This is a genomic window from Shewanella sp. SM74 (assembly GCF_025653725.1).
Lineage (GTDB): Bacteria > Pseudomonadota > Gammaproteobacteria > Enterobacterales > Shewanellaceae > Shewanella > Shewanella oncorhynchi.
In genome coordinates this window covers 175,167-199,179 of sequence record NZ_JAKKRZ010000003.1, presented here as the reverse complement: position 1 = coordinate 199,179, position 24,013 = coordinate 175,167, and the positions used below count along the sequence as shown (strand labels likewise).

Below are 24,013 nucleotides of genomic sequence, written 5' to 3'. Positions count from 1 at the left end.
TCCAGAGCATCTACACTGGCTTACAACACACACCATATCTTAAGTTCGCTCTGCGATGGAGTTCATAGACTTCACAACCTAACAATGGCTCAGTTCTATTAAGAACTGCGCCAAAACGTTCAAAGTAGTCTTCATTAACTTGTTTTGCACTGATAAGTGGTACTTCAATACTGACATCTACACGACCTTTACGTATCAACGCTGGGTCAAGATTATCAGGATGATTTGTGGTCATTATTACAAGGCAGTCATCAAGAGGAATGATTCCGTCTAACGCGTTTAGAACGCCACCTAAAGTGAGTGGTGGGTTATCTGCATTACTTTCAGCAGTACGTGATACCGTAGCCTTTACACAGTCACAGTCCTCTATTAACAACATAGCTCCGGGCGGTACCTTTCTAATCGCCTTATGAATAGTGGCATCATTTACAGTAGATAGATTCAATATGTATAGATCGCGATGATACTCAACAGCTAAGGCTCTCGCTATACCCGTCTTACCAGTACCCGTTTTTCCATGTAACAGTATGGTTAGCTTACTTACAACCGACTTCCCTCTACTTGCGAAGTTATCAACTTCCCCCATCAACTTCTGCTTAAACCCTTCATCTAGCACTAATTCACTAAAACCCGATGATTTCAATGTGCCATAGCGACACCATTCGGTTTCTTCGAAAATATTAACTTTCGGCTCTGTAGAGATGTCTCCACGAGTATCTTCTAAAAAACTATATAGTTTATCTTTTGCCCACCATGGTGCACTTACAGTAATAGTATCGTATGCCATTGTACTATCGACCTTAGATCGGGTAGCCAACATGAAACAACCACCGTATTTGAACAGGTGCATACCGTAGCCGATAGACTTAACACTGACACGCCCGTCGTAACTCACACTATAGTCATAGTACACAGCCTCAGAGATAGAGCGTGAAAAAAACGGAATAGTAGTATTACTGATCAAAAAGGACAGTTTATTGAATACCTCTGTGCGCGCCTGATGGCTATCGTCTATAGTGAGCCGCACAAACAGCAGACTACTGAGCCAACTTAACAGCTTCGCGGGGACATCTTTTAGCATGTAGCCTACGAGTCCAATTAACGTTAATGTTAATACTCCAACAATGACAGCCGTCAACAAAGGATCACCATTGGTGAGCGCCTTTATTTGTAGTAATACCTCGTTCATTTACTCACCTTTACTATAAATGCCTCATGGACATAATCGAGAATACTATCAACCGAGTCGAGGATACTACCAAGGTATCCTCAGTATGTGCGCTATCGCACGTGGTTAAAGCGACTTGATAAAGATCCCCTGCTTATCACTAACGACTGCCTTAGAACGTAGTAATATCACAGTGTAAATCAACATCTTAATTTTGGTTTTATATTTAAGCGTCACTAACGTACACAGATAAATATCAGAGATGGCGCCGTTCATCAAAGAGCAGGACGGGGCGACCCTGCATCCACGGATTGACTTGAACAACATCCGCGTTTAACTGCCAGTTCGCCATCTGATAGGCAGGACGCCTGAATGTCGTGCAATGCAGGGATGCATGAGAACGACCATGGCTCTCGTTCATAAGCTTAAAGCCCTAGGTTTCTATTCACCGAGTCGGCGAGTGAATGCCATGGCAAGCCTGTAAACTGCTTGTCAATAAACGTTAATTAGTAAGCTGTGTTAGTGGTTTATCAGCCTACAAATCAAATATCATTCAGCGAAGTCTCAATAAGAAAGCCGCTAATGAAGGCGGCTTTTGTGTTTCGATTATTCCATAACCCTTGAATTTTCTTGGTTACATTAAATCTCGAGGCATTAGAGCAAATACACGTTCAAGCTGCAGGCGCCGTGGGCGCCGACGACAAGGGCTTGTTCGATATCGGCGGTTTTTGATGGACCCGCGATAAACACCCCGAACTCACCTGAGGCTAACGTGATTTCTTTGGCTGCCTGATGTAGGGTCGGCACAATCTTATTCGTTGGCAGGGCTAAGATCAGGTTTTCACAGATAAAAGGTGTCACTCTGTGGCCTAGATTCTTATTGTTAACCCAAATGGCACCGTTTTCGGCAACGCCAATGTCACCTGGGATCACTGCATAATCTATGTTTTTGAGCTCGTGGGCTGTGGGTGGCATTTCACGGTTTGCCGTGACCCCCTCTACAAGGGAGATGACCTGTAACCCTTGGGCGATAAGTTCATCGACTTTGGCTTGCAGGGCTTTGATGCCACCTTCTTTATGCAGCGTACCCGCGACAGTATTGAGGTTGGTCTCGAACTGGCCGACGAGATTTTCGAGCCTTGGCGCCACTTCTATGCTTGGCATAGGATGATTTGTTAAGGCCGACAGTTTGAGCGCATTGAGAATTTCAAGTTTACTAGACATCTTATAGGCTCCTGTGTTTCTTAAACCAAGCTTCGAAGCTGGAGTTCGGGGCAACGGGCAGTTCACGGTATTTACCCCATGCACCGCTAAAGGGTTTTAACAGACTACCAGGTAGAATGCGCAGCGCAGTTCTCGCCACACTCATAGAGCAGTTCAGCATGGTTTCGCTTGCCATAAATTTACCCACTAATGGCATGTAACTGTTTTTGCCATAGGGGAGTTTTCCGGCTTCAGCCTTAAGGCGTCTGTGGTGGAAAATAATCTTATCGAGCGGCACCTTAGTTGGGCAGATATAGGTACAGCTGCCACACAAGGTACAGGCCCAGGCAATCGAGTTAGTGTCATCAATCTTAGCACCCACTGCGATACCAATTGGGCCGGGGATAGTGTAGTTGTAGCTGTAACCGCCGGAGCGACGATACACAGGACAGGTATTGAGGCAACCACCACAACGAATACACTTCAATGATTCTGCGAGGATTTTATCCTTGAGCATCTCAGTGCGGCCATTGTCGACGATAATAATGTGCATCTCACCTTCGGGCTGTGGGCCACGGTAAAAGGCGCTATAAGTCGTGACAGGTTGGCCTGTGGCGTTGCGTGCCAGTGTGCGTAGCAAGACGGCTGCGCTATCGATATCGGGCACCACTTTGTCGATGCCCATTGAATGCAACTGCAACTTAGGCAGGTTAGCACCCATGTCGGCGTTGCCTTCGTTCGTGCAGACCACCACGGCGCCTTTATCGGCAATCGCCATGTTCACGCCTGTCATCGCGGCATCGGCGCTAAGGAACTGTTCACGCAGGTGGGCACGGGCGGCGCGGGTTAAATACAAGGGATCGGCTGCCCCCGCTTTAGTGCCGAGTTTTTCATGGAAGAGTTCGCCGACTTCTTCTTTCTTCATATGGATCGCGGGCACGACTATGTGTGATGGCGGCATTTTAGCGAGCTGAATAATCCGCTCACCTAAGTCGGTATCTATGACCTCAATGTTACGTTGTTCTAAGTACGGATTGAGGTGACATTCCTCGGTCAGCATAGACTTAGACTTCACCAACTTTTTGACTTTATGGCGGGATAAAATGTCATGCACGATACGATTGTGCTCTGCGCCATCTTTCGCCCAATGGACTTGTATGCCGTTGGCGATACAGTTTTGTTCAAAGGTTTCAAGATATTGAGCAAGATGGGTTAGCGTGTGGAGCTTAATTTCTGAGCCAAGCTGGCGCAGTTGTTCCCATTCTGGGATGCTACCCGCGGCGCGGTCGCGTTTTTCTCTGAGCATCCATAGCGCTTTTGAATGCCAGTCGACACGGGTTTCGTCGCGGCAAAAAATATCGGCTTTATGGGCATGGACTTGGGAGCCATTAGCCCCGTGATTATGATTGTAAGCCATGGTGAGTCTCCTAGAGCGCGGCGTTTAGCACTTGCGCTATGTGGCGAATTTCAATCGGCAATTGCTGTCTGCGGATCATGCCATCGAGGTGCAACAGGCATGAGGGATCAAAACCCACCACATACTCAGCACCCGTTGCAGCGTGGGCTTGGGCCTTGTCTTTGCCCATTTTGGCTGACACTGCGCCTTCATCGACGGCGAAGGTGCCACCAAAGCCGCAGCATTCGTCGCGGCGGTCTGGATACACTATGTCTATGCCTGCAATATTGGCCAATACAGCTTCGACTTTGTTGAATCTTGGCCCCATTTGCTCACTTGGGGTGGCAAGGCTTAACATGCGAATGCCATGGCAACTCAGTTGCAGGCTTACCTTGTGCGCGAAGGGCTTGGTAAAGGCTGGGATCGGCGCGATATCGTGTAAAAACTCTGTGAGTTCATAGAGTTTGTTGATCACAGCTTGTGCTTCTGGGCTGCTATCAAACTCGTGGAAGTTTTCTTTAGCGGCCACTAAACAAGAGGCAGCAGGGCAAACAATAGCGTCGCATTCCACTCCTTTAAAGGCGTTGAGCAATTTAAGGGTGGTACTGCGTGCTGCATCGAAGCAACCCGAGTTTGTCATCGGCTGGCCACAGCATGTTTGACCCGCGGGTAGAATCACTTGGTGCCCGAGTTTCTCTAATAATTCCAAGGTGGCAATCGCGACCTCTGGCATCATTTGATTGACTAGACACGGGATGAAAAGGGCGATTTTCATTGTGTTTTCTCTTTCTTGTTAGTGAACGACATTGCCTTGCAGTGTGACCCAATATCCACACTAATGCTAAGGTAGTTGATCAAATATAGGCCTATCTTAGCGGAATAAGTAGCCCTAATTTAGTAAATGAGCTTGTAGATTTTTTCAAAAATGAGAATATTTTAACTCAATGATTACATTGATTTTAAAATGTATTTATTCAGGTTTTAAATTCTCAAAAAGTACTTAATGACAAATAAATGAGAATAGTTCGCTTATATAAACAAACGGGGCAAAAAATAGCCCCGTTGTTTACTACTGTCATACCAGATTAGCGGCTGCACTCTTCGAGCAGATAAGCTAAGTGGCGGTAGGAAATGCCGCTGTGTTGGGTCAAACCGACTTCGCACATACGGTTGGCGTAATAGCCTTCCTTAATCTCGACAGGAATGAGCTTTTTGATATTACGCAGTGCGCTGGCGTTGATTTCAGGCTTATACAAGCCTTTTTCACCCGCATAACCGCAGCAGTCAATTCCTGCAGGTTTGAGCACTTGCGCTGAGCAGGCATCGGCGATTGCTTGCATCTTAGGCTCGAGTTTCATCTTGCGTGCGCTACAACCTAAGTGCAGTGCCACATTGACTTTTTTGCTGATGTTGAGCTTAGTCAGTAGCTTGTCGTGCATAAACTCAACTAAGTCGATAATTTGTACTTTTGGATTACCTGACAAAGTGCGGTAGGTGCAAGACAAGGCATCGACGATCACTGGCAGCTTGCCACCATTGGTCATCTTGCTCACTGCATCGATAAGTTCTTGGCGTTTGGCATCGGCGTTTTTAAAGTCGCCCTTAGATTCCCACATCTGGCCGCAACATAAATCGCGGGTTTTTTCTGGCGTGATGACGTTATAGCCTGCACGTTCCAGCAGCGTGACGACCACCTCAGGCAAAGTGCGGTTATCGGGATCTTTGGGTGTCGGACCAAAGGTTCTGCCGCCACAGGCTGGGAAGTAAACCACTGTTTCTTGGCCAACTTTAGCGGGGGATGGTTTTGGCAATTTGCCGCCTTTCGGGAAATCGGGGTTCCAATAAGGCACTTCTTTTGAAATCAAACGGCCGGTTTTCATTAGGGCACTGGTAATGTTGTCGCCAGTGATCTTGTGGATCACGCCAAGCATGTCAAAACCTGAACTGATAACCTGGTTAACTGCGCCAAAGTGTTTGGCTTGGAAATCTAAGACTTTTTGTTCAGTAGTGCTGATGTACGGCGTGCGCAGTTTACGCACCAGTTGGCCCATGCTGTTATCCACTGGGCAAGCAATAGTACAAAGCTGGCAGGCGGCACAGGTATCAACTACATCGTATTTAGCGGCGGCGCGCATTTCTGCTGCGGCGGCTTTATCACCGGATTGTTCTAAACGTTCGATTTCACGCAGAGTCGCAATACGCTGACGAGGTGAGAAGTTGAGTGCCGATGTTGGGCAGGTTTTTTCACAGAAACCACATTCGATACATTTATCAACAAAATCATCGACCACAGGGCAGGGCTTGATGTTTTTAACGTGGACATTGCTATCGTCGTTAAGAATAACGCCTGGGTTTAGAATACCCTGTGGATCAAATACTTGTTTGATGCTCTTCATCAAAGTGTAAGCATCTTGTCCCCATTCTTTTTCGACGAACGGCGCGACAGCACGGCCAGTACCATGCTCGGCTTTCATTGAACCGTCGTACTTGTTAATCACCATGTCGGCAATATCATCCATAAAGGCATGGAAACGATCGATATCGGCTTGAGTCGAGAAGGTGGGGGTAATGATAAAGTGGAAGTTCCCCGCAAGAGCATGGCCATAAATACAGCCTTCAGGGTAACCATGTTTATGGAAAAGCTCTGTGATATCGTGCGCCGCAGCCGCAAGGTGCTCTAGTTCAAAGGCTACGTCTTCGATAATAACTGAGGTTCCCTTTGGACGTTCACCGCCAACAATCGGGAATAATCCTTTGCGCATTGCCCAATATTTGTCATAAACCGCAGGATTAGTACTAAATTCCATCGGGCGAATAAAGTCGAAGCCAGCAAGTTTTGCAGTAACATCTTGGGTATAGTTTTCGAGCGTTTGAGCATCATCAGCACGGGATTCAATGAGTAGAATCGCTGATAGGGCAGGGAGTTCAGACAGCCAATCTGGCATGCCAGGCTTACCCGTTACCGCTTTAATTGATGGCCAATCAAGGAGTTCAGCAGCAGAAACGCTTTCACCGTTTATCAGTGGTATGGCTCGTGCGGCATCTTCCATATTATGGAATACGGCCATAGCAGAGGCTTTAAATTTAGCTTCATTCACTGTGTGATAAGTGACTTCATTAATAAAGGCTAAGGTGCCTTCCATCCCCACCATTAAGTGGTTGATGATGTCAAATGGGTCGGTAAAATCGAGTAACGAATTGATGCCGTAGCCGGTGGTATTTTTAATGGAATACTTTTTACGAATTCTGTCCGCTAACACTGTGTTATGACGAGTCATGTGCGACAGTTCTGTCAGCGCATCCAGTATTTTTCCATGGGATTTAACAAAGGCAGCTTTTGATTTTTCACAGCCTGTATCGAGTTCAGTACCATCTGCAAAAAGAAGTTTCGCGGAAGCGATAGTTTGGTAACTGTTTTGCGCAGTACCACAGCACATTCCCGAAGCATTGTTTGCCACAATACCACCAATTTTGGCGGAGCCTATGGTGGCGGGATCGGGACCAATTTTGCGGTTAAGCGGCGCGAGTACGGCGTTAGCATCGGAACCAATGACAGCAGCACCTAAGGTGATCTGTTTGGCATCGCTACTGACTTCAATCTTTCTAAAACCATCATGGCCAAGGATCAACAAAATACCTTCACCGATAGCTTGGCCAGATAAACTGGTTCCAGCGGCCCTAAACGTGACGGGTGCATCATGCTTACGGGCAACGGCTAATGTGAGCTTTACCTGTTCTAGGGTTTCTGCATGGACAACCACTTCTGGGACTATCCTGAAGTAGCTTGCATCGGTGGACCAGGCAAAACGGCGAACGGGATCATCCGTCACGGGATGATCACCTAATTGCGTTCTTAGATCATCGATGACCAGTTTATAGTTAATCGACATAGCATCACTCTCTTTATTAATAGATTAAAGCCGAAGTCACTGGGAGTGACTTCGGGCATTCAATAAAATAAAACGGCTTAGAATCCACCCCACAGGGTAGCTATTGTGCCCGCCAGTAAGGCATAACCAATGGCAACAGGCATTGTTTTACGGATAATTTCTGATTCTCTACCTGCCATACCCACTACCGTTGCAGCGGCAACCACGTTCATTACGCACATCATGTTACCGGCGTTTGCACCGATACCTTGTAGTGCCAATACCAGTGTGTGGTTCATGCCAATATTGTCGGCCACGCTGTATTGAAGGCTGGAGAACATCATGTTTGAGAAGGTGGCTGAACCCGATAAGAAGGCACCAAAAATCCCCACGATAGGCGCCATCCAAGCCCACACAGCGCCCATGGAACCTGCCAACATATCCGCTAAAGCGACAGGCATTGAGGCAAGGCCTGCACCATTCGCGCCTGAGTTTAAGAAGATTTTCACCATAGGCACTGATGCGCCTAATGAAATAATGGTTGGCAACATGGACTTACATGAAACACCGACCGTTTGCTGAATCGCAGGGCTTTTCATTTTGAACAGGAAGAAACCTAGAATACACACGGCAACAAAGAAGGCACCTGGTGCATATAAGGTTGCGAAGCTGGCTTTAAGCTCAGTGCCCATTAGGCCTGTCCAGCTGATGTTAAAGCTTGATAACCATGCTTTTAACGGTGCAACTGTACGCGACAGTACCAAAAGCGCAGCCATGATGATGTAAGGTGTCCAAGCGGCAATTTGGGAAAACTTAGCCGTTGTTTCGACTTTTCCGCTTTCTTGACTGTCATTCTCTGCGAAATCATTCCATGGCGTTTTAGGCAGTAAGTAGCCTTTACGCGCAACCGGGATCACTAAGGCCATACCGATCAATGAACCGATAACCGAAGGGAATTCTGGGCCTGCAAGGTAGTTGATGATCCATGCGGGGACGGTAAAGGCAAGACCTGAGAAAATCGCAAATTTCCAAATTGCTAAGCCTTCCTTAAAGGATTTATTGCGACCAAAGAATCCAGTTAGCATGGTCACCATTACGAGAGGAATTAATGACCCTGTGATTAAGTCGATAGTGATCATATGCATGACGATATATCGAGCATAACCAGCATAGTTACCCCCATGGGCAGCAAATTGCTCCGCCGCCATGCTCACGCCACCTTGGATCAGACCCTGTTCCATCCCAAAAAGTACGGGTAGGCCAATTGCACCGAAGGATACACAGGCCGAGTCAGCAATCAAAGCCACGACAGCTGCGGCAACGGGTGGTACACCAAGCAATACCAGTAGTGGTGCGCCAATGGCTGCGGGAGTACCAAAACCAGCACTACCTTCAATAAAGGCACCGAATAACCAACAGATGATGATGACTTGTACACGGGCATCGGCACTGATGTTAGTAAACCCAGCACGGATAGTGTCCATGGCACCTGAGTATTTCAGGGTATTGAGTAGGAATACGGCGCCAAAAATGATGGTTAACGGTGTGATGGCTGAGAGCAGTCCTTCGAGGACCGATGCCGCCAGTAATGTGGTATCCATTTGCCAAATAAACACGGCGGCGAGCGCTGTGATTATCATGGAGATAGGCATAGCCTTAGATGCAGGCATTCTGAGTAACACTAGAAATAGCATTACACTGAGCACTGGCGTCAAGCTAGCGAGGAGTTGAAGTATTGTCATGCTTGCCTCTTCATAAAGTGGTCTGTCTTATTATTGATATTAGGATTTTTCATCTGCCTTCATGTCGACTTCCCAGACCAATAAATCAGCAGTTAATACTGCAAGTACTTACGGTCTCGACATTCTGTGTTGTGTACTAGACGCTATTGTGAGCTTGACTAATATGATCTAGATCATCTTGGCTGTTATATGAAATGCTAATTTACAGTGCTGCGGGGTGCTTCTCTCGGGGGATTTTCTTATATGTGACAATGATCACTTAGACTGTTGGGTGTATATCTACTTTGGTTATATTAAATTAAATTTGTTGTTTTTCTGGTTATTAAAAGTAGAGCTATCACTCATATTCATCGTCATTATTGCAATTAACTGATCCATTTATTTCATTAATAGTCTGTTATTGGTTTTTTCAGTCATTTTTAAGGTGTGATTAAGGTCGCATAGATTGTTGTGGCTGGATTACCTCATTTACTTCTATTTTCATCAAGCTATTGTAATGTTTGCCTAATATGTCCATTTTGGAATGTTTTTTTATAGTGATCTAGAGCACCTTTTAAAATGGTGGGATTTTATTGTGATGGATATCACTTAATGAATTTTACTTTAATATGAAATTTTATAACCATTGTTTAATTTAATTTCAGTTTATTTGAGCGAACAGCCAGCCAAAATATTCAAGTATATTGAGAGAACAACAGAAAAGTTGAAATAAATAGTGACCACTTCTAATGGGTTAAGAGGGGAAATTGAGAGAATAGGGTGAAATTGAAGCAGAAATTTTAAGTAACAAAACTAAAAAATACTGTTTGAACTTTTATCAAACTGGTTAGTGTCATTAATGCTTAAACGTCATTAATGCGAATATCAGCCGTTTGTGAGAGGTGCTAAAAAGTTCACCAAAGACTGTGCAGGGGAAAAGATAAGGCTTTAATGGCAACCTTTTAGGTTAAATTTACAAAATAAAAAAGAGACGTGATATGTCTCTTTTGTTGGTGATTTAGCCCAAAGATACAGACTTAAAACAACTTGCTGCCCCAGCCTAATTTGGTCCGCAGCACGTGGAAATAGTTGTGTCCTTTAGGATGAATAAGCCGTAAACGTTCAGAGCTGCGGCGCACTATGATTTCATCGCCGGGTAACACGGCTAAATGCACGTGGCCATCACAGCTGACTTCGAGGTTTTCGCCATTTTCAGGTGACACAACCATTTTTATGGTGCTGCACGCATCGACAACAATCGGGCGACACGACAGAGTGTGCGGGAACATAGGTACTAAGATTAGGGCCTGTAAATTAGGCGTCAGAATAGCGCCGCCAGCGGAGAGGGCGTAGGCCGTTGAACCGGTAGGCGTTGACACTATCATGCCGTCGGCACGTTGGCTGTACATGAACTGATCGTCAATATAGACCTCAAACTCAATCATGTGGGCAATTTTACCCGGATGGAGTACGGCTTCGTTGACGGCGGTGTTGCTCGCCTTGAGCATACCGTGGCGATAGACTTCGGCTTCGAGTAAGAATCTATGCTCGGTATCGAACTCTCCATCGAGTACCTTGGCGAGCGCCTCTTCGAAGGCATCGGGCGGCAGATCGGTTAAAAAGCCTAAATTGCCGCGGTTAACCCCAATCACGCCTAAATCGAAGCGGGCTAATACCCTTGCCGCGCCGAGCATGTTACCGTCACCACCGACGACTATGGCTAAGTCGCAACGCGCGCCAATTTCTAGTAAATCGACCGCTATGATATTGGGTCCTAATTCGGTAGCAACACGCTCTTCCACTAAGACTTCAAAGCCCTGCATTGTCAGCCAATAATGCAGACGCTTTAAGGTTTGGTTGGTCCCTTGGTGGTGAGGTTTGCCGATAAGGCCGATAGTATGAAACTTTGTGGTCATATTTATGCTAGATCTGGCCTTAGGCCTTGAAACGTCAAAATTGATCCCCATAATATGCCCAGAGTATTTCAGAAACAAAGCATTTTTAGCTGGAGTGAAAATGAGCAACGAATCGATTAAAGCAGAACAGGATCTGATCCAAGAGGGTGTAGAGTCTGAAGTATCTACCGCAGAAGCAAGTCTGATCGATGAGCTTACCCAGGCCAATTTCCGTATTGAAGAGCTGGAACAGTTACTCGCTGAAGCTTTGGCGAAAGTTGAAGAGCAGAAGGATTCAGTCATCCGCGCCGCAGCCGAGGTCGATAACATTCGTCGTCGTGCCGCAATGGATGTGGAAAAGGCGAACAAGTTTGCCTTGGAAAAGTTCGCCAATGAGCTTTTGCCTGTGCTTGATAACATGGAGCGCGCGCTAATGGGTACAAACCCAGAAGATGAAGCGACGAAAGCGATTTATCAAGGTGTTGAGTTAACTCAAAAAAGCTTACTCACTGCGGTGGCTAAATTTGGTGTTAAGCAAATTGATCCACAAGGTCAGTCATTTAACCCTGACCAACATCAAGCGATTGGCATGCAGCCAAGCGCCGAGTTCCCTGCGAACACTGTGATGTTGGTGATGCAAAAGGGTTATGAGCTGAACAGTCGCTTGCTGCGCCCTGCGATGGTGATGGTGTCACAGGGTGGCCCAAACCAAGAAACTGCGACGATAGATATCGAAGCTTAAGCTTTATTGGATCAGCCGCTGTTATAAAAGACAGCAACAAAAAAGGACTGCAATTGCAGTCCTTTTTTATGGGCGGAATTTTTTATTGATAACATTTAGCGTCTTAACGAGATAAGCAAGTTCAGCCTATTGCGCTAGATAAGCATTGATTTGCGCCAGTATGCCTTCGGCATCCAGTTGCAAGTCGTGGATGACTTCCTCTGGCGAGCCATGTTTAATGAACTCGTCTGGCAAACCAATTTGGAGTACGGCTTTAGGCATTTTTAGCTTTTGAAGCTGTTCAAGCACTCCGGCACCCGCACCGCCTATAATGGCATTTTCCTCCACAGTGACTAACACTTCATGGGTTAGTGCCATTTCTTTTACCAGATCAACATCAAGTGGTTTCACAAAGCGCATATCGACAACCGTCGCATCTAAGCTTTCGGCAGCGGTTAATGCCGATGCGAGCAAGGTACCAAAGTTAAGTATGGCAATACGCTTACCGATGCGCTTAATGACACCTTTACCAATTGGCAACGCAATCATGGACTCGACTTGCATCGCTCCCGTGGCACTACCTCTTGGGTAACGCACCGCACTTGGGCCTGCATCATAGCAATAGCCAGTGTAGAGCATTTGACGACATTCGTTTTCATCGGACGGCGCCATGATCACCATATTAGGGATACAACGCATAAAACTTAAATCGAATGCACCTTGGTGGGTTGGACCATCGGCACCGACGATACCGCCACGGTCAATGGCAAATAACACGGGCAATTGTTGTAGTGCGACATCGTGAATAAGCTGATCATAGGCGCGTTGCAGGAAAGTCGAGTAAATCGCGACGACAGGCTTGAAACCTTCGCAGGCAAAACCCGCCGCTAAGGTGACTGCATGCTGCTCGGCAATCGCTGCATCAAAATATTGTTTCGGGAAGCGCTGGGAAAACTCCACCATGCCAGAACCCTCACGCATCGCAGGAGTAATCGCTAACACTTTCTCATCTTGTTCGGCAATGTCGCACAACCATTTACCGAAGACTTGAGAAAAGGTCGGTAAACCGGGTTTGGTGGCCGGTTTTTTAAATAGTGATGGGTCAAACTTAGGCACAGCATGCCAACCGATAGGATCTTTTTCAGCAGGTTCATAACCACGACCTTTTTTGGTCATGATGTGCAGCACCTGTGGACCTTTCAGATTACGCATATTGCGCATGGTCTCGACCAGAGCGTCTACGTCGTGGCCATCGATAGGACCTATGTAGTTGAAACCTAACTCTTCAAATAGAGTGCCAGGAACGACCATACCTTTGAGGTGTTCCTCAGTCCGCTTGGCCATTTCTTTGATGACTGGCATACCTTTCAACACTTTTTTGCCGCCTTCGCGCAGTGTGGTGTAGAAACGGCCTGACATCAGTTGTGCTAAATGATTATTGAGGGCGCCGACATTTTCTGAAATCGACATTTCGTTGTCGTTCAGTACCACGAGCATGTCATTGTGCAAGTCGCCCGCGTGGTTCATGGCTTCAAACACCATGCCGCCGGTCATAGCGCCATCGCCGATGACAGCGACCACTTTACGACCTGCTTGCTCTTTTTCTGCAGCTATCGCCATCGCCAGCGCGGCGCTAATCGACGTGCCAGAATGGCCAACACTGAAAGTGTCGTATTCACTTTCTTCACGCCATGGGAAAGGATGTAAGCCATCTTTTTGCCGAATGGTGTGCATCTTGTCACGTCGACCCGTGAGAATTTTATGGGGATAGGCTTGATGGCCTACGTCCCAGATCAGTCGATCAAAGGGGGTATTGTAGACATAGTGCAGTGCCACAGTGAGTTCTACTGTGCCGAGCCCAGAGGCAAAATGTCCGCTGGACATGCCAACAGACTTAAGAAGGAACTCGCGCAGTTCATCGGCTACTTGTGGTAAAAGTGCCTGAGGAAGCTGGCGGAGCTCATTGGGGGTGTTGGCCTGCGCCAACACGGGAAACTGAGAAATGTCCAAACTCATAGCGAGATACTTCGACTCTTATTATATTCTTCGCTCAATGATATAGCGGGCGAAGTCTGCAATTAACTGGCTATTGTATGGCAATTTAGCCAGCGCTGATAGTGCCTCTTGGATCAGTTGTTTGGCGGTGTCTTGTGCACCTTGTAGTCCAAGTAGTTGTGGAAACGTACTCTTATTCGATTCAGTATCAGAGCCTTGCGGTTTACCTAGCTCTTCGGTGGTGGCTACGATGTCAAGGATATCGTCTTGTACTTGGAAGGCGAGTCCGACCGCACGAGCAAAATCCATCATAGCAGCATACTGATCTTTTGGCGCGTTTGCGGCGATCAAAGCTAACTCAACGGCGCAGCTGATAAGGGCGCCGGTTTTCATATTATGTAGCTGAGTTAATGCTTTAAGATCAATATGTTTATCGGTCGAGGCTAAGTCTATCGCTTGGCCTCCACACATACCACGATAACCTGAGGCTTTGGCTAATACTCTTACCATAGCAATATGTTGTTCGCTGCTGATCCCTGGTACGGCTTCGGTGACAATTTCAAAGGCTAAGGTTTGCAGAGCATCCCCCGCTAAAATGGCCGTCGCTTCATCAAAGGCGATATGCACGGTCGGCTGGCCACGGCGGAGCTCGTCATCGTCCATGGCGGGTAAATCGTCGTGGATTAATGAATAAGCATGGATACATTCAATAGCTGCGGCGCAAGCATCTAACTTTTCAAGTTCGACCCCAAACATGCGTCCTACACTGTATACGAGGAACGGTCGAATGCGCTTCCCTCCCAATAAGGCACCGTAAGTCATAGCGGCTTTTAATTGGGGAGCTGTATCTTCAAGCGTACTAAAACGCTGTTTTAATTGATCATCAACTCGTTGTTGATATTCTTGAATGGTACTGACTAACACGCTTATTTGCCCTCAACGGCATAGGGGGATAGGGGCGCATTTTCATCTTGTTTCAGTAAAATGGCCACTTTTTGTTGGGCTTGTTCGAGTTTTGCTTGGCGTATATCAGGGCGGCGTAAGGGTCAAATTCAGACTAAAGATATTTGCTCAATAGCACGCTTTGTTACTGAAATTTTTCCAGAAAATATAAATTGTCGCTAAACTTGCTTAGTGTGTGTCCGATAACTGACAATAGTATCATCATTTGTATGGTAATTTTTAACTGGATAAACAAGGCTCGTATGTGTGTCGGTGGGATTATCTTATTCGGTAGAATAACTGAGTGTTCTTGCTTACCCAGAGTAAGTATTATGTCGTTTATTACGAAAATTGAGGAGCCGTTGTGGATTTAGCAACAATAATCGGAATTGTGGGAGCCTTTGGTTTTATTCTCGGCGCTATGGTGACCAGTGGCGGCTTGATGATTTTCGTTGATGTGCCCTCGATCCTGATTGTGTTCGGTGGGTCCTTCTTCGTGGTAATGATGAAGTTCACTCTTAAACAGTTTTTTAGTGCCGTTAAAATTGCTTTGAAAGCCTTTGTATTTAAGATTGATAAACCAGAAGATTTGATTGAGCAGTCCGTGACTATGGCGGATGCCGCCCGTAAAGGGGGGTTTTTGGCATTAGAAGAAGCGCAAATTACCAATACTTTTATGCAAAAGGCTGTTGATATGTTGGTCGACGGTCACGATGGTGAAGTGGTGCGTGCAGCCCTAGAGAAGGATATCGCTCTAACGGAAGAACGTCATCGGACGGGGATTGGCATATTTAGAGCCTTTGGCGATGTTGGCCCAGCGATGGGCATGATAGGTACGCTTGTGGGTCTTGTGGCCATGCTATCTAACATGTCAGATCCTAAATCTATTGGTCCCTCGATGGCCGTTGCTTTGTTAACCACATTATACGGCGCTATGGTCGCTAACATGGTTTGCTTGCCTATCGCGGATAAGCTAACAATTAGGATGGGAGAAGAAATGCTTAACCGTAATCTTATTATGGATGCGGTATTGGCGATTCAAGACGGACAAAACCCTAGGGTGATTGAAGGCTTCTTGAAAAATTATCTGGCTGAGAAAAATCGCAAAATAGATACAACGGACGGAGAGTAGCCAATGGCTAAGGCTAAGTGCAACTGTCCACCGCCCGGAGCACCTATGTGGCTTGCAACATTTGCCGACTTGATGTCGCTGTTGATGTGTTTCTTCGTATTGTTATTGTCATTTTCTGAAATGGACGTGATGAAGTTTAAACAGATCGCGGGCTCAATGAAGTATGCCTTTGGTGTGCAAAATAAGGTGGAAGTTAAAGACATCCCGAAAGGGACTTCTGTCATTGCCTTAGAATTTAGACCAGGTCGCCCCGATCCGACTCCGATTGAAATCATTAACCAGCAAACGAATGAAATGACTGAACCTGTATTGGATTTCCAAGCGGGTGAAGACGATAGTGCGGGCGGCGTGCAGCAGCAAAATGGTTCTCAGCGGGGTGGCGAAGCGAGTGCTACGGCGCAAGAAGTTGCCGATGCGGTTAAAGCGGAAGCGGCAGCGGCGCAAGAAAAGATCAATCAGCAAGTGAAGAAGATGGCGCAGGAGCTCAATAAAGAGATCACCGATGGAGCGATTGAAATTGAGTCATTAGGTCAGCAGATTATTATTCGTATACGTGAGAAGGGGTCATTTGCTTCTGGCTCAGGTTTCCTACAGCCTCGATTTAAACCTGTGGTGCGCTCAGTCGGCGAATTGTTAAAAGATGTGCCAGGTGTCATCACAGTGTCAGGTTACACGGATGATATGCAAATAAGCGATGAGCTCTATAGTTCTAATTGGGATTTATCCAGCAAACGTGCCGTGGCAGTGGCCCATGAGTTAGTACAGGTCAGCGGCTTTGATTCTAATCGAATGAAAGTGGTTGGTATGGCGTCTAACAATCCGATTGTGCCTAACGATTCTCCGGAAAATCGTGCCCGTAACCGCAGGGTTGAAATTGCTATTGAGCAAGGTAAAGCTAAGGAGTCTGAAGAAATTCAGATCGGTAATTCGCCTTAAGTGTTTAGATACTCTCCCAATCTAAAGCCGCAATAATCTTGCGGCTTTTTTATTGAGCTAATGTGGACTTTTCCCTTTTTAGTTAACGTGTTATGCATCAAATTTCTGTGGTTGATTTAAATCCATTTGGGCTTTACGTTAATCACATTGAGTGTGTAATCCCTAAGTTTCCTTAACTATCCCTCAACGACTTATTGTTAATGATTCATCTCAAATCACTTATTTTAAGCAGGGAAATTCAAACCATTCGAATAGGCTTTAGTGACATTATTTCAGCCTAATTAGCTGCCGTGATTTAGTCATTAATACGCGATGAATACGCCATAAATGTGGCCTGTATCGCTGTTGGCTATGTGCGCTGAAACTCGCCTTTTTAGGTTGCTTGGGTATATAATCCCCCGATTATTCTTTTAACCAATTTTGCTGTTTTAAAATTGCCCGCGGAAATCCCATGAAGTTTATTGTAAAGCTGTATCCAGAAATCATGATGAAGAGCAAGCCTGTACGTATGCGCTTCACCAAAATGCTCGAAACTAACATCCGTAATGTGCTTAAAAAAGTTGACGAAGATGCAAAAGTGCAGCGTCAATGGGACCGCATTATGGTGATGGTACCAAAGGATAAGCCTGAATTGGCCCAAGCTTTCGGTGAGCGTCTGGCGTGTATTCCTGGCATTGCACACGTAGTGCAAGTGGATGAGTACAGCTTTGAATCTGTTGATGATATTTATCAGCAAGTCTTGCCTGTTTACCGTGACCAACTCGCGGGAAAAACCTTCTGCGTGCGAGTAAAGCGTACTGGCGATCATGATTTTAATTCTATTGAAGTTGAGCGTTATGTCGGTGGTGGCTTAAACCAGTTTACTGATGCGCTGGGCGTGCGTTTAAAGAATCCGGACATTACCGTTAATTTAGAGATTGAGCGCGATAATCTTTATATGGTGACTAAGCGTATTGAAGGTCTAGGCGGTTTTCCGATGGCAACACAGGAAGATGTTTTGTCCTTGATTTCGGGTGGTTTTGACTCTGGCGTCTCTAGCTATCAATTTATCAAAAAAGGCGCTCGTACCCACTATTGCTTTTTCAATCTGGGCGGCGCACAGCACGAAATTGGTGTTAAACAAGTGGCTTACCATTTGTGGAAAACCTACGGTGAATCCCACAAAGTGAAGTTTATCTCCGTGCCTTTTGAGCCTGTGGTTGCTGAGATTTTAGAGCGTATCGATAACGGACAAATGGGCGTTGTATTGAAACGCATGATGATGCGTACCGCGGCGCGTATCGCCGAGCGTATGGGTATTCAAGCCTTAGTTACCGGTGAAAGTTTAGGCCAAGTGTCTAGCCAGACCCTGACCAACTTAAACGTCATCGACCGTTGTACTGAGTTATTGATTCTACGTCCCTTAATCGCCATGGATAAGCAAGACATTATCAACGAGAGCCGTAAAATCGGCACCGAAGATTTTGCTAAATCAATGCCTGAATATTGCGGCGTCATTTCGCAAAAGCCGACGGTAAAAGCGGTATTAGCTAAGGTTGAAGCGGAAGAGAAAAAGTTCTCTGAGGATTTGATCGATCAGATCATCGCCCAATCTGTCACTATCGATATCAGGGAGATCGCAGAACAAATGGATACTCGGATTACTGAGACAGAAACGGTTGCCAGTATCGATACTAACCAAGTGGTCATTGATATTCGTGCCCCTGAAGAAGAGGAAAGCAAACCGCTGCAAATTGAAGGTATTGAGATAAAGCGTATCCCATTCTTCAAGTTAGCGACTCAGTTTGCCGATCTTGATAAGCAAAAGACTTATTTGCTCTATTGTGAGCGTGGGGTGATGAGTAAATTGCAGGCATTGTATTTAATCGAGCAAGGCTACACGAACGTGAAAGTGTATCGTCCATAAGTCGGGCGAAAACTTGCCCATTGCCGTATATCGTCAGTGGGATTGATTTGCTATTCAAGTACAAAAAAGCCGCATATTAATGCGGCTTTTTCTTTGCTCTTACTGAGCGCGACCTGAATTTAAGTGTCGTTTAGGTTATTCGGCTTTAACGACTTGCTGATGAGATGTGACATCGTCTGTGGCAATCAGCAGAGTGGCTTCTTGTAGCACTTCTTGGTGCATTCTATTCATTGCAGCGGTTAAATCTGCAGTGATATTGGCTTGCAAGTCGCTTGTGTCAATGACGATTTCGTCAACGAGTACATTTGCACTGGCATTAAAGCTGAGTGCTGAGACTAATATTAACGCAAATGCCGATTTTAAATTGAACATAGTCGCCTCCGGGCTGGCAAATTAACGCTGTCAGACATTCCCATCATCAACTTTGAGATTGTCTAACTTAGGTATTTCATAGCTATGGATGTTTCATCGCTATTGGTGTTTCGTTGATAAGCTGTTTCATTGGCGCAAAATTTAACCAAAAACGCTGGCCTTTACAAACGATTAAATGTAACAATACGGATTAGAAAAACTAATTAAAAAACGAGACTGAGATCACTATGTCGAGACGATTACCACCGCTTAATGCGGTTAAAGCATTTGAAGCCGCCGCACGGCATTTGAGCTTTACGCGGGCAGCGGAAGAATTGTTTGTTACACAGGCTGCGGTGAGCCATCAAATAAAGGCATTAGAGGATTTCCTCGGATTAAAATTATTTCGTCGAAAGAACCGTTCTTTACTATTAACCGAAGAAGGGCAGAGCTATTTTCTCGACATCAAGGATATTTTTATTCAGCTTGCCGATGCTACCGACAGATTACTCGCCCGCAGTGCGATTGGTTCGCTGACGGTCAGTATGTCCCCCAGTTTTGCGATTCAATGGCTAGTGCCACGCTTGGCTAAATTCAGTGAGAAAAATCCCGATATCGATGTGCGAATTAAGGCCGTTGATACCGAAGCGAGTTCATTAACCGATGATGTGGATGTGGCTATTTATTATGGCTTAGGTAATTGGCCCGGGCTACGTGCAGATAAGCTCAGAAACGAAGTGCTTATTCCCGTGTGTTCGCCCATGTTGCTCAACGGTCCTAAACCACTCTCAAAACCGAGCGATTTAAAGTATCACACGTTATTACATGATATGAATCGTCACGATTGGCAGGCGTGGTTTAGGCAATGTGGCATTACCGATATTAATGTGAATCAAGGACCTATTTTCAGTCATTCGTCTTTGGTATTGCAGGCGGCGGCCCACGGTCAAGGGGTTGCTCTGGGTTACAGCGTGCTGGCACGCCCCGATATCAAAGCTGGGCGGCTTGTGTGTCCATTCCAAGAAGTCTTGGTCAGTAAAGATGCTTACTACTTAGTTTGCCAGCAAAACCATGCTGAGCTGGGTAAAGTGGTGGCGTTTCGTGAATGGATGTTAGACATGTTTGCCGAGGAGTCTCGCAGTGAGTTGTTGCCCGGATAAGCCGAGTTATGTATTAGAAGGGGAGCCTGCGAGTACTTTGATTTTATTGGCCCACGGTGCGGGTGCTAACATGGATTCTGATTTTATGCAGGCCATGTCGGCGGGATTCGTTGCTCAGGGCTTCCGAGTGATGCGCTTTAATTTTCCTTATATGCAGGCGAATGCAGTCGATGGCAAACGGCGTCCACCGGACCGCGCGCCTAAATTGCTCGCGTGTTTTACACAGATGCTCGATATCGCCCACTCACAACCACAAGTTAAACGTGTGGTGTTAATGGGGAAATCCATGGGCGGTCGTATGGCGGCCCTATTAGCCTGCGATCCTGCATTAGCGGCGTGCATCGATAGGGTGATTTGTTTAGGTTATCCTTTTGTGCCACTCAAAGGCGGCGAGCCTAGATTGGAACCTTTGAATGAATGCCAAGTCCCAGTATTAGTCGTACAGGGTGAGCGGGATAAGTTTGGTGGCAAAGCGCAGATCCCAAGCTGGCCCTTGAAAGCTGAGATAGGATTGGCTTGGATAACCGACGGCGATCATAGTTTTGTCCCAAGAAAGTCGTCAGGCACCAGTGAAGCCGCTAACCTTGCACGTGCTATTGATTTATCAAGTGATTTTATTCGTGAGCTTGATGTTGAGCGAATAAATGTTGAATGAGTTAATCCCATTCCAGCAGGAGCGTTAAATGCGTAAAGGTTTATTGTTACTCGCCGCCGTGAGCGGATTCTTAGCCGTCGCCTTAGGGGCTTTTGGTGCCCATGGTTTAAAAGCGGTCGCGCCACCAAACTTAATTGAAGTCTTTAACTTAGGTGTGCAATATCATTTCTACCATACCTTTGCCCTCATCATGGTTGCCTTCTCGGGCCAATGGTTAACCTCGCGTTTACTGGACTGTTCGGCATATCTCTTTGTCGCAGGCATAGTTCTATTTTCGGGCTCACTATATGGATTGGCCTTGTTTGGGACTAAGTGGTTAGGTCCTATTACGCCTATGGGCGGTGGTTGTTTCTTACTCGGTTGGTTATTATTTGCCGCCGCGGTATGGCGTCACAAAGTTATCGACGGTCATGAGTCTTAATCACTGATGCTTATGTGAGTTAACAGGCTTAGGGTGCACCTAAGCCTTTTTTATTTCTCTAATCGCAATTCAAGGTTCAGCAGTAGGCAAATAGGGCATTTGTGGATTGAAATTGGTATACTGGCGCCCAAATCGATAGTCAGCCAATGCTTTGGCTTGGATTTCTCAGGGATCCCCATGAAAAACCTATTTTTATTTTGCCGCGCAGGCTTTGAAAAAGAATGCGCTGCAGAAATCCAACAGCGAGCCGGTGAGCTCAATGTGGGTGGCTTTGTTAAGGCCAACAATAACGACGCATATGTTGTATACCAATGTTTTGAAGACGACGCTGCTGATACATTAGTCAAACAATTACCTTTAGATTCGCTCATTTTCGCTCGCCAGATGTTTGCTGCTAGCGACTTGTTAGTCGACTTGCCTGAAAATGACAGAATAAGCCCAATCGTTGCGGCGCTCAGTGACGTCAGCAAAGCGGGTGAAGTGCGGGTTGAAACACCTGACACTAACGAAGCGAAAGAGCTCTCGGCTTTTTGCCGTAAGTTCACTGTGCCTTTACGCCAGCATTTGAAAAAATCGGGTAGCTTGCTAGCGCAGGAAAATCCAAAACGTCCGATTATCCACGTGTGTTTTATTGGACCCGGCCGTGCCTATGTGGGTTATTCCTACAGTAATAACAGTTCGCCACATTTTATGGGCATTCCACGCCTTAAAATGGCGGCGGATGCACCGAGTCGTTCTAGTCTGAAACTCGACGAAGCCTTTGGCCAATTCGTGCCTAAGGAAGAGCAAGAAGAGCGTATTCGCAGTGGCATGAACTCAGTGGATTTGGGCGCTTGCCCTGGTGGCTGGACTTATCAACTGGTGCGTCGCGGCATGTTTGTGTCGGCAGTTGATAATGGCCCTATGGATGAAAAACTGATGGAAACGGGCCAAGTGAAACATTACCGTGAAGACGGTTTCCGTTTCGAACCGCAACGTAAAAATATCTATTGGCTGGTGTGCGACATGGTTGAGAAACCTGCGCGTGTTGCCGAACTGATTGAAGCTTGGGCGATTAACGGTTGGTTTAAGGAAGCGATTTTTAACCTTAAATTACCGATGAAGAGCCGCTATAAAGAAGTGACTGCTATCCTTGAGACCATGCAGACGATTCTTAAAGAGAATGGTGTGACTGATTTTAAAGTGCAGTGTAAGCATCTTTATCACGACCGTGATGAAGTGACAGTGCATTTATGGCTACGCCCTAATACCGCGTGGAATTAATTCCAGTGCTAACCCTGCGGTGATCTTGTTGTCGCTAGAATGGTAATTGTCACGCGGGTATAAAGCCACGCAGGTTTAAAAGCTAGATAACAAAAAGCCCCAAAGGAAACTTTGGGGCTTTTTCGTGTTTACTCATTTGAGTTTCAAGCGCTTGCTTCTTTTAAGCTTTTACTTGAACACGCGCGTTATAGGCTCGTCTTAAACGCGCTTAACATTGAGATCACAGACGCTCAAGCACAGCTTGCGTGAAGTCAGTCGTGCCGTGAGTGCCGCCTAAATCGCGAGTCGTACGGTCGCCTTCTTCGATCACTGCAGATACCGCTTTACGGATTTGCTCAGCTTTGTCAGCCATACCTAAGTATTCCAGCATTTGGATAGACGCTAAAATCACTGAGGTTGGGTTTGCGAGGTTTTTGCCAGCGATATCAGGCGCACTACCGTGAACGGCTTCGAAAATCGCAGCATCACGGCCAATGTTTGCGCCAGGTGCCATACCTAAACCACCTACTAAACCGGCACACAGGTCCGATAAAATGTCACCGAACAGGTTGGTCGTCACGATCACATCGAAGTTTTCTGGGTTCATCACTAACTTCATGCACGTTGCATCGACGATCATTTCTTCTGTTTTGATGTCTGGGTAACGTAGGCTCACTTCACGGGCCACTTTCAGGAACAGGCCTGACGTTGACTTCATAATGTTAGCTTTGTGCACGATAGTGACTTTCTTACGGTTTTCTTTGCGAGCTAGTTCGTAGGCGAAAGTGGCGATTTGCTCGGCACCTTGGCGAGTCACGATACTGGTTGCTTCTGCTGTTAAACCATCTTCAGACACTTTTTGACCATGGCCAGAATACATGCCTTCGGTGTTTTCACGTACTGTGATGATATCGATATTTTCGTAACGGGCTTGGGTACCTTTGAAAGACAGTACTGGGCGTACGTTAGCATACAGACCGAATTTCTTACGCAAGGTTACGTTTATAGAAGTAAAGCCTTCACCAACGGGAGTCGTCAGTGGCCCTTTCAGCGTGATACGGTTTTTTTCAATGAGTTCTAAAGTGCGTGCTGGCAGTAACTCGCCTTGCTTTTCAAGTGCAGTCAGGCCGGCATCGGCAAATTCATATTCAAAATCACAGCCCGCTTTATCAAGAATTTTTAAGGCTGAATCAATAATACTTGGGCCAATTCCATCACCTGGAATTACGGTTATCGTTCTTTTTGACATGGAGAAGTCCTTCCACGGTTCGTCGTTACTGCAATTGTCTGCCCCAGTGCT

Annotated in this window: 19 protein-coding genes and 1 pseudogene; 8 read left to right on the top strand and 12 right to left on the bottom strand. The window is 46.2% G+C overall.

What is annotated here, in order from left to right; translation table 11 throughout:
- Positions 1 to 10: 10 nt before the first annotated feature.
- The 7 genes from L5M49_RS04785 to nadK form a co-directional block, all read right to left on the bottom strand.
- The gene (locus L5M49_RS04785; protein ID WP_212600339.1) at positions 11 to 1,189 is read right to left on the bottom strand and encodes an AAA family ATPase; all 1,179 of its coding nucleotides are present in this window, start codon (positions 1,187 to 1,189) and stop codon (positions 11 to 13) included.
- A 633-nt stretch (positions 1,190 to 1,822) separates the two neighbouring features.
- Positions 1,823 to 2,392: a lactate utilization protein C gene (locus tag L5M49_RS04780; RefSeq protein ID WP_168823311.1), complete on the bottom strand. Its 570-nt coding sequence runs from the start codon at positions 2,390 to 2,392 to the stop codon at positions 1,823 to 1,825.
- A gap of 1 nt (position 2,393) precedes the next feature.
- The gene (locus L5M49_RS04775; RefSeq protein ID WP_131522986.1) at positions 2,394 to 3,788 is read right to left on the bottom strand and encodes a lactate utilization protein B; all 1,395 of its coding nucleotides are present in this window, start codon (positions 3,786 to 3,788) and stop codon (positions 2,394 to 2,396) included.
- A 10-nt stretch (positions 3,789 to 3,798) separates the two neighbouring features.
- Positions 3,799 to 4,542: a (Fe-S)-binding protein gene (locus L5M49_RS04770; RefSeq protein ID WP_006085148.1), complete on the bottom strand. Its 744-nt coding sequence runs from the start codon at positions 4,540 to 4,542 to the stop codon at positions 3,799 to 3,801.
- Positions 4,543 to 4,852: 310 nt separating this feature from the next.
- Positions 4,853 to 7,657 (bottom strand): FAD-binding and (Fe-S)-binding domain-containing protein, encoded by a 2,805-nt coding sequence (locus L5M49_RS04765; RefSeq protein WP_263265554.1) that lies wholly within the window; start codon positions 7,655 to 7,657, stop codon positions 4,853 to 4,855.
- A gap of 77 nt (positions 7,658 to 7,734) precedes the next feature.
- Positions 7,735 to 9,378: an L-lactate permease gene (locus tag L5M49_RS04760; RefSeq protein WP_049821741.1), complete on the bottom strand. Its 1,644-nt coding sequence runs from the start codon at positions 9,376 to 9,378 to the stop codon at positions 7,735 to 7,737.
- 1,016 nt (positions 9,379 to 10,394) lie between these two features.
- Entirely contained in the window at positions 10,395 to 11,273 is an 879-nt protein-coding gene (gene nadK, locus L5M49_RS04755; RefSeq protein WP_081729057.1) for an NAD(+) kinase, read from the bottom strand.
- Positions 11,274 to 11,373: 100 nt separating this feature from the next.
- Between nadK and grpE the strand changes: the two genes are divergently transcribed.
- Positions 11,374 to 11,994, top strand: coding sequence for a nucleotide exchange factor GrpE (gene grpE, locus L5M49_RS04750; RefSeq protein ID WP_113941025.1), 621 nt, complete (start codon positions 11,374 to 11,376; stop codon positions 11,992 to 11,994).
- A 126-nt stretch (positions 11,995 to 12,120) separates the two neighbouring features.
- Here the strand turns inward: grpE and dxs are convergent, their stop codons facing one another.
- From dxs to L5M49_RS04735, 3 genes and pseudogenes are all read right to left on the bottom strand, one after another.
- Positions 12,121 to 13,989, bottom strand: coding sequence for a 1-deoxy-D-xylulose-5-phosphate synthase (gene dxs / locus L5M49_RS04745; protein ID WP_263265553.1), 1,869 nt, complete (start codon positions 13,987 to 13,989; stop codon positions 12,121 to 12,123).
- A 21-nt stretch (positions 13,990 to 14,010) separates the two neighbouring features.
- Complete coding sequence (gene ispA / locus L5M49_RS04740) at positions 14,011 to 14,892, bottom strand: (2E,6E)-farnesyl diphosphate synthase (protein ID WP_028760690.1); 882 nt, start codon at positions 14,890 to 14,892, stop codon at positions 14,011 to 14,013.
- Positions 14,893 to 14,894: 2 nt separating this feature from the next.
- Positions 14,895 to 14,990, bottom strand: a pseudogene (locus L5M49_RS04735) (exodeoxyribonuclease VII small subunit); the annotation flags it as partial.
- 284 nt (positions 14,991 to 15,274) lie between these two features.
- Between L5M49_RS04735 and pomA the strand changes: the two are divergent.
- The 3 genes from pomA (at position 15,275) to thiI (ending at position 18,884) form a co-directional block, all read left to right on the top strand.
- The gene (pomA, locus tag L5M49_RS04730; protein WP_263140359.1) at positions 15,275 to 16,042 is read left to right on the top strand and encodes a flagellar motor protein PomA; all 768 of its coding nucleotides are present in this window, start codon (positions 15,275 to 15,277) and stop codon (positions 16,040 to 16,042) included.
- A 3-nt stretch (positions 16,043 to 16,045) separates the two neighbouring features.
- Positions 16,046 to 16,978, top strand: coding sequence for a flagellar motor protein MotB (locus tag L5M49_RS04725; protein WP_131522981.1), 933 nt, complete (start codon positions 16,046 to 16,048; stop codon positions 16,976 to 16,978).
- 451 nt (positions 16,979 to 17,429) lie between these two features.
- A complete protein-coding gene (thiI, locus tag L5M49_RS04720; protein ID WP_028760687.1) occupies positions 17,430 to 18,884 on the top strand; it encodes a tRNA uracil 4-sulfurtransferase ThiI in 1,455 nt (484 codons plus the stop codon).
- Between the two features lie 135 nt (positions 18,885 to 19,019).
- Here the strand turns inward: thiI and L5M49_RS04715 are convergent, their stop codons facing one another.
- The gene (locus L5M49_RS04715) at positions 19,020 to 19,256 is read right to left on the bottom strand and encodes a hypothetical protein (protein ID WP_263265552.1); all 237 of its coding nucleotides are present in this window, start codon (positions 19,254 to 19,256) and stop codon (positions 19,020 to 19,022) included.
- A 227-nt stretch (positions 19,257 to 19,483) separates the two neighbouring features.
- On the opposite strand from L5M49_RS04715, the gene L5M49_RS04710 reads away from it, so the two are divergent.
- The 4 genes from L5M49_RS04710 (at position 19,484) to rlmM (ending at position 22,734) form a co-directional block, all read left to right on the top strand.
- Positions 19,484 to 20,395 (top strand): transcriptional regulator GcvA, encoded by a 912-nt coding sequence (locus L5M49_RS04710; protein ID WP_105249769.1) that lies wholly within the window; start codon positions 19,484 to 19,486, stop codon positions 20,393 to 20,395.
- Entirely contained in the window at positions 20,376 to 21,050 is a 675-nt protein-coding gene (locus L5M49_RS04705; RefSeq protein ID WP_263196237.1) for an alpha/beta family hydrolase, read from the top strand. The genes L5M49_RS04710 and L5M49_RS04705 overlap by 20 nt, the downstream gene beginning before the upstream one ends.
- A gap of 28 nt (positions 21,051 to 21,078) precedes the next feature.
- Positions 21,079 to 21,471, top strand: a complete 393-nt coding sequence (locus L5M49_RS04700) for a DUF423 domain-containing protein (protein WP_263265551.1) — start codon at positions 21,079 to 21,081, stop codon at positions 21,469 to 21,471.
- 177 nt (positions 21,472 to 21,648) lie between these two features.
- Complete coding sequence (gene rlmM, locus L5M49_RS04695; protein WP_011846285.1) at positions 21,649 to 22,734, top strand: 23S rRNA (cytidine(2498)-2'-O)-methyltransferase RlmM; 1,086 nt, start codon at positions 21,649 to 21,651, stop codon at positions 22,732 to 22,734.
- A 220-nt stretch (positions 22,735 to 22,954) separates the two neighbouring features.
- On the opposite strand, the gene L5M49_RS04690 is transcribed toward rlmM, so the two are convergent.
- A complete protein-coding gene (locus L5M49_RS04690) occupies positions 22,955 to 23,962 on the bottom strand; it encodes an isocitrate dehydrogenase (RefSeq protein ID WP_113941031.1) in 1,008 nt (335 codons plus the stop codon).
- Between the last annotated feature and the right edge of the window lie 51 nt (positions 23,963 to 24,013).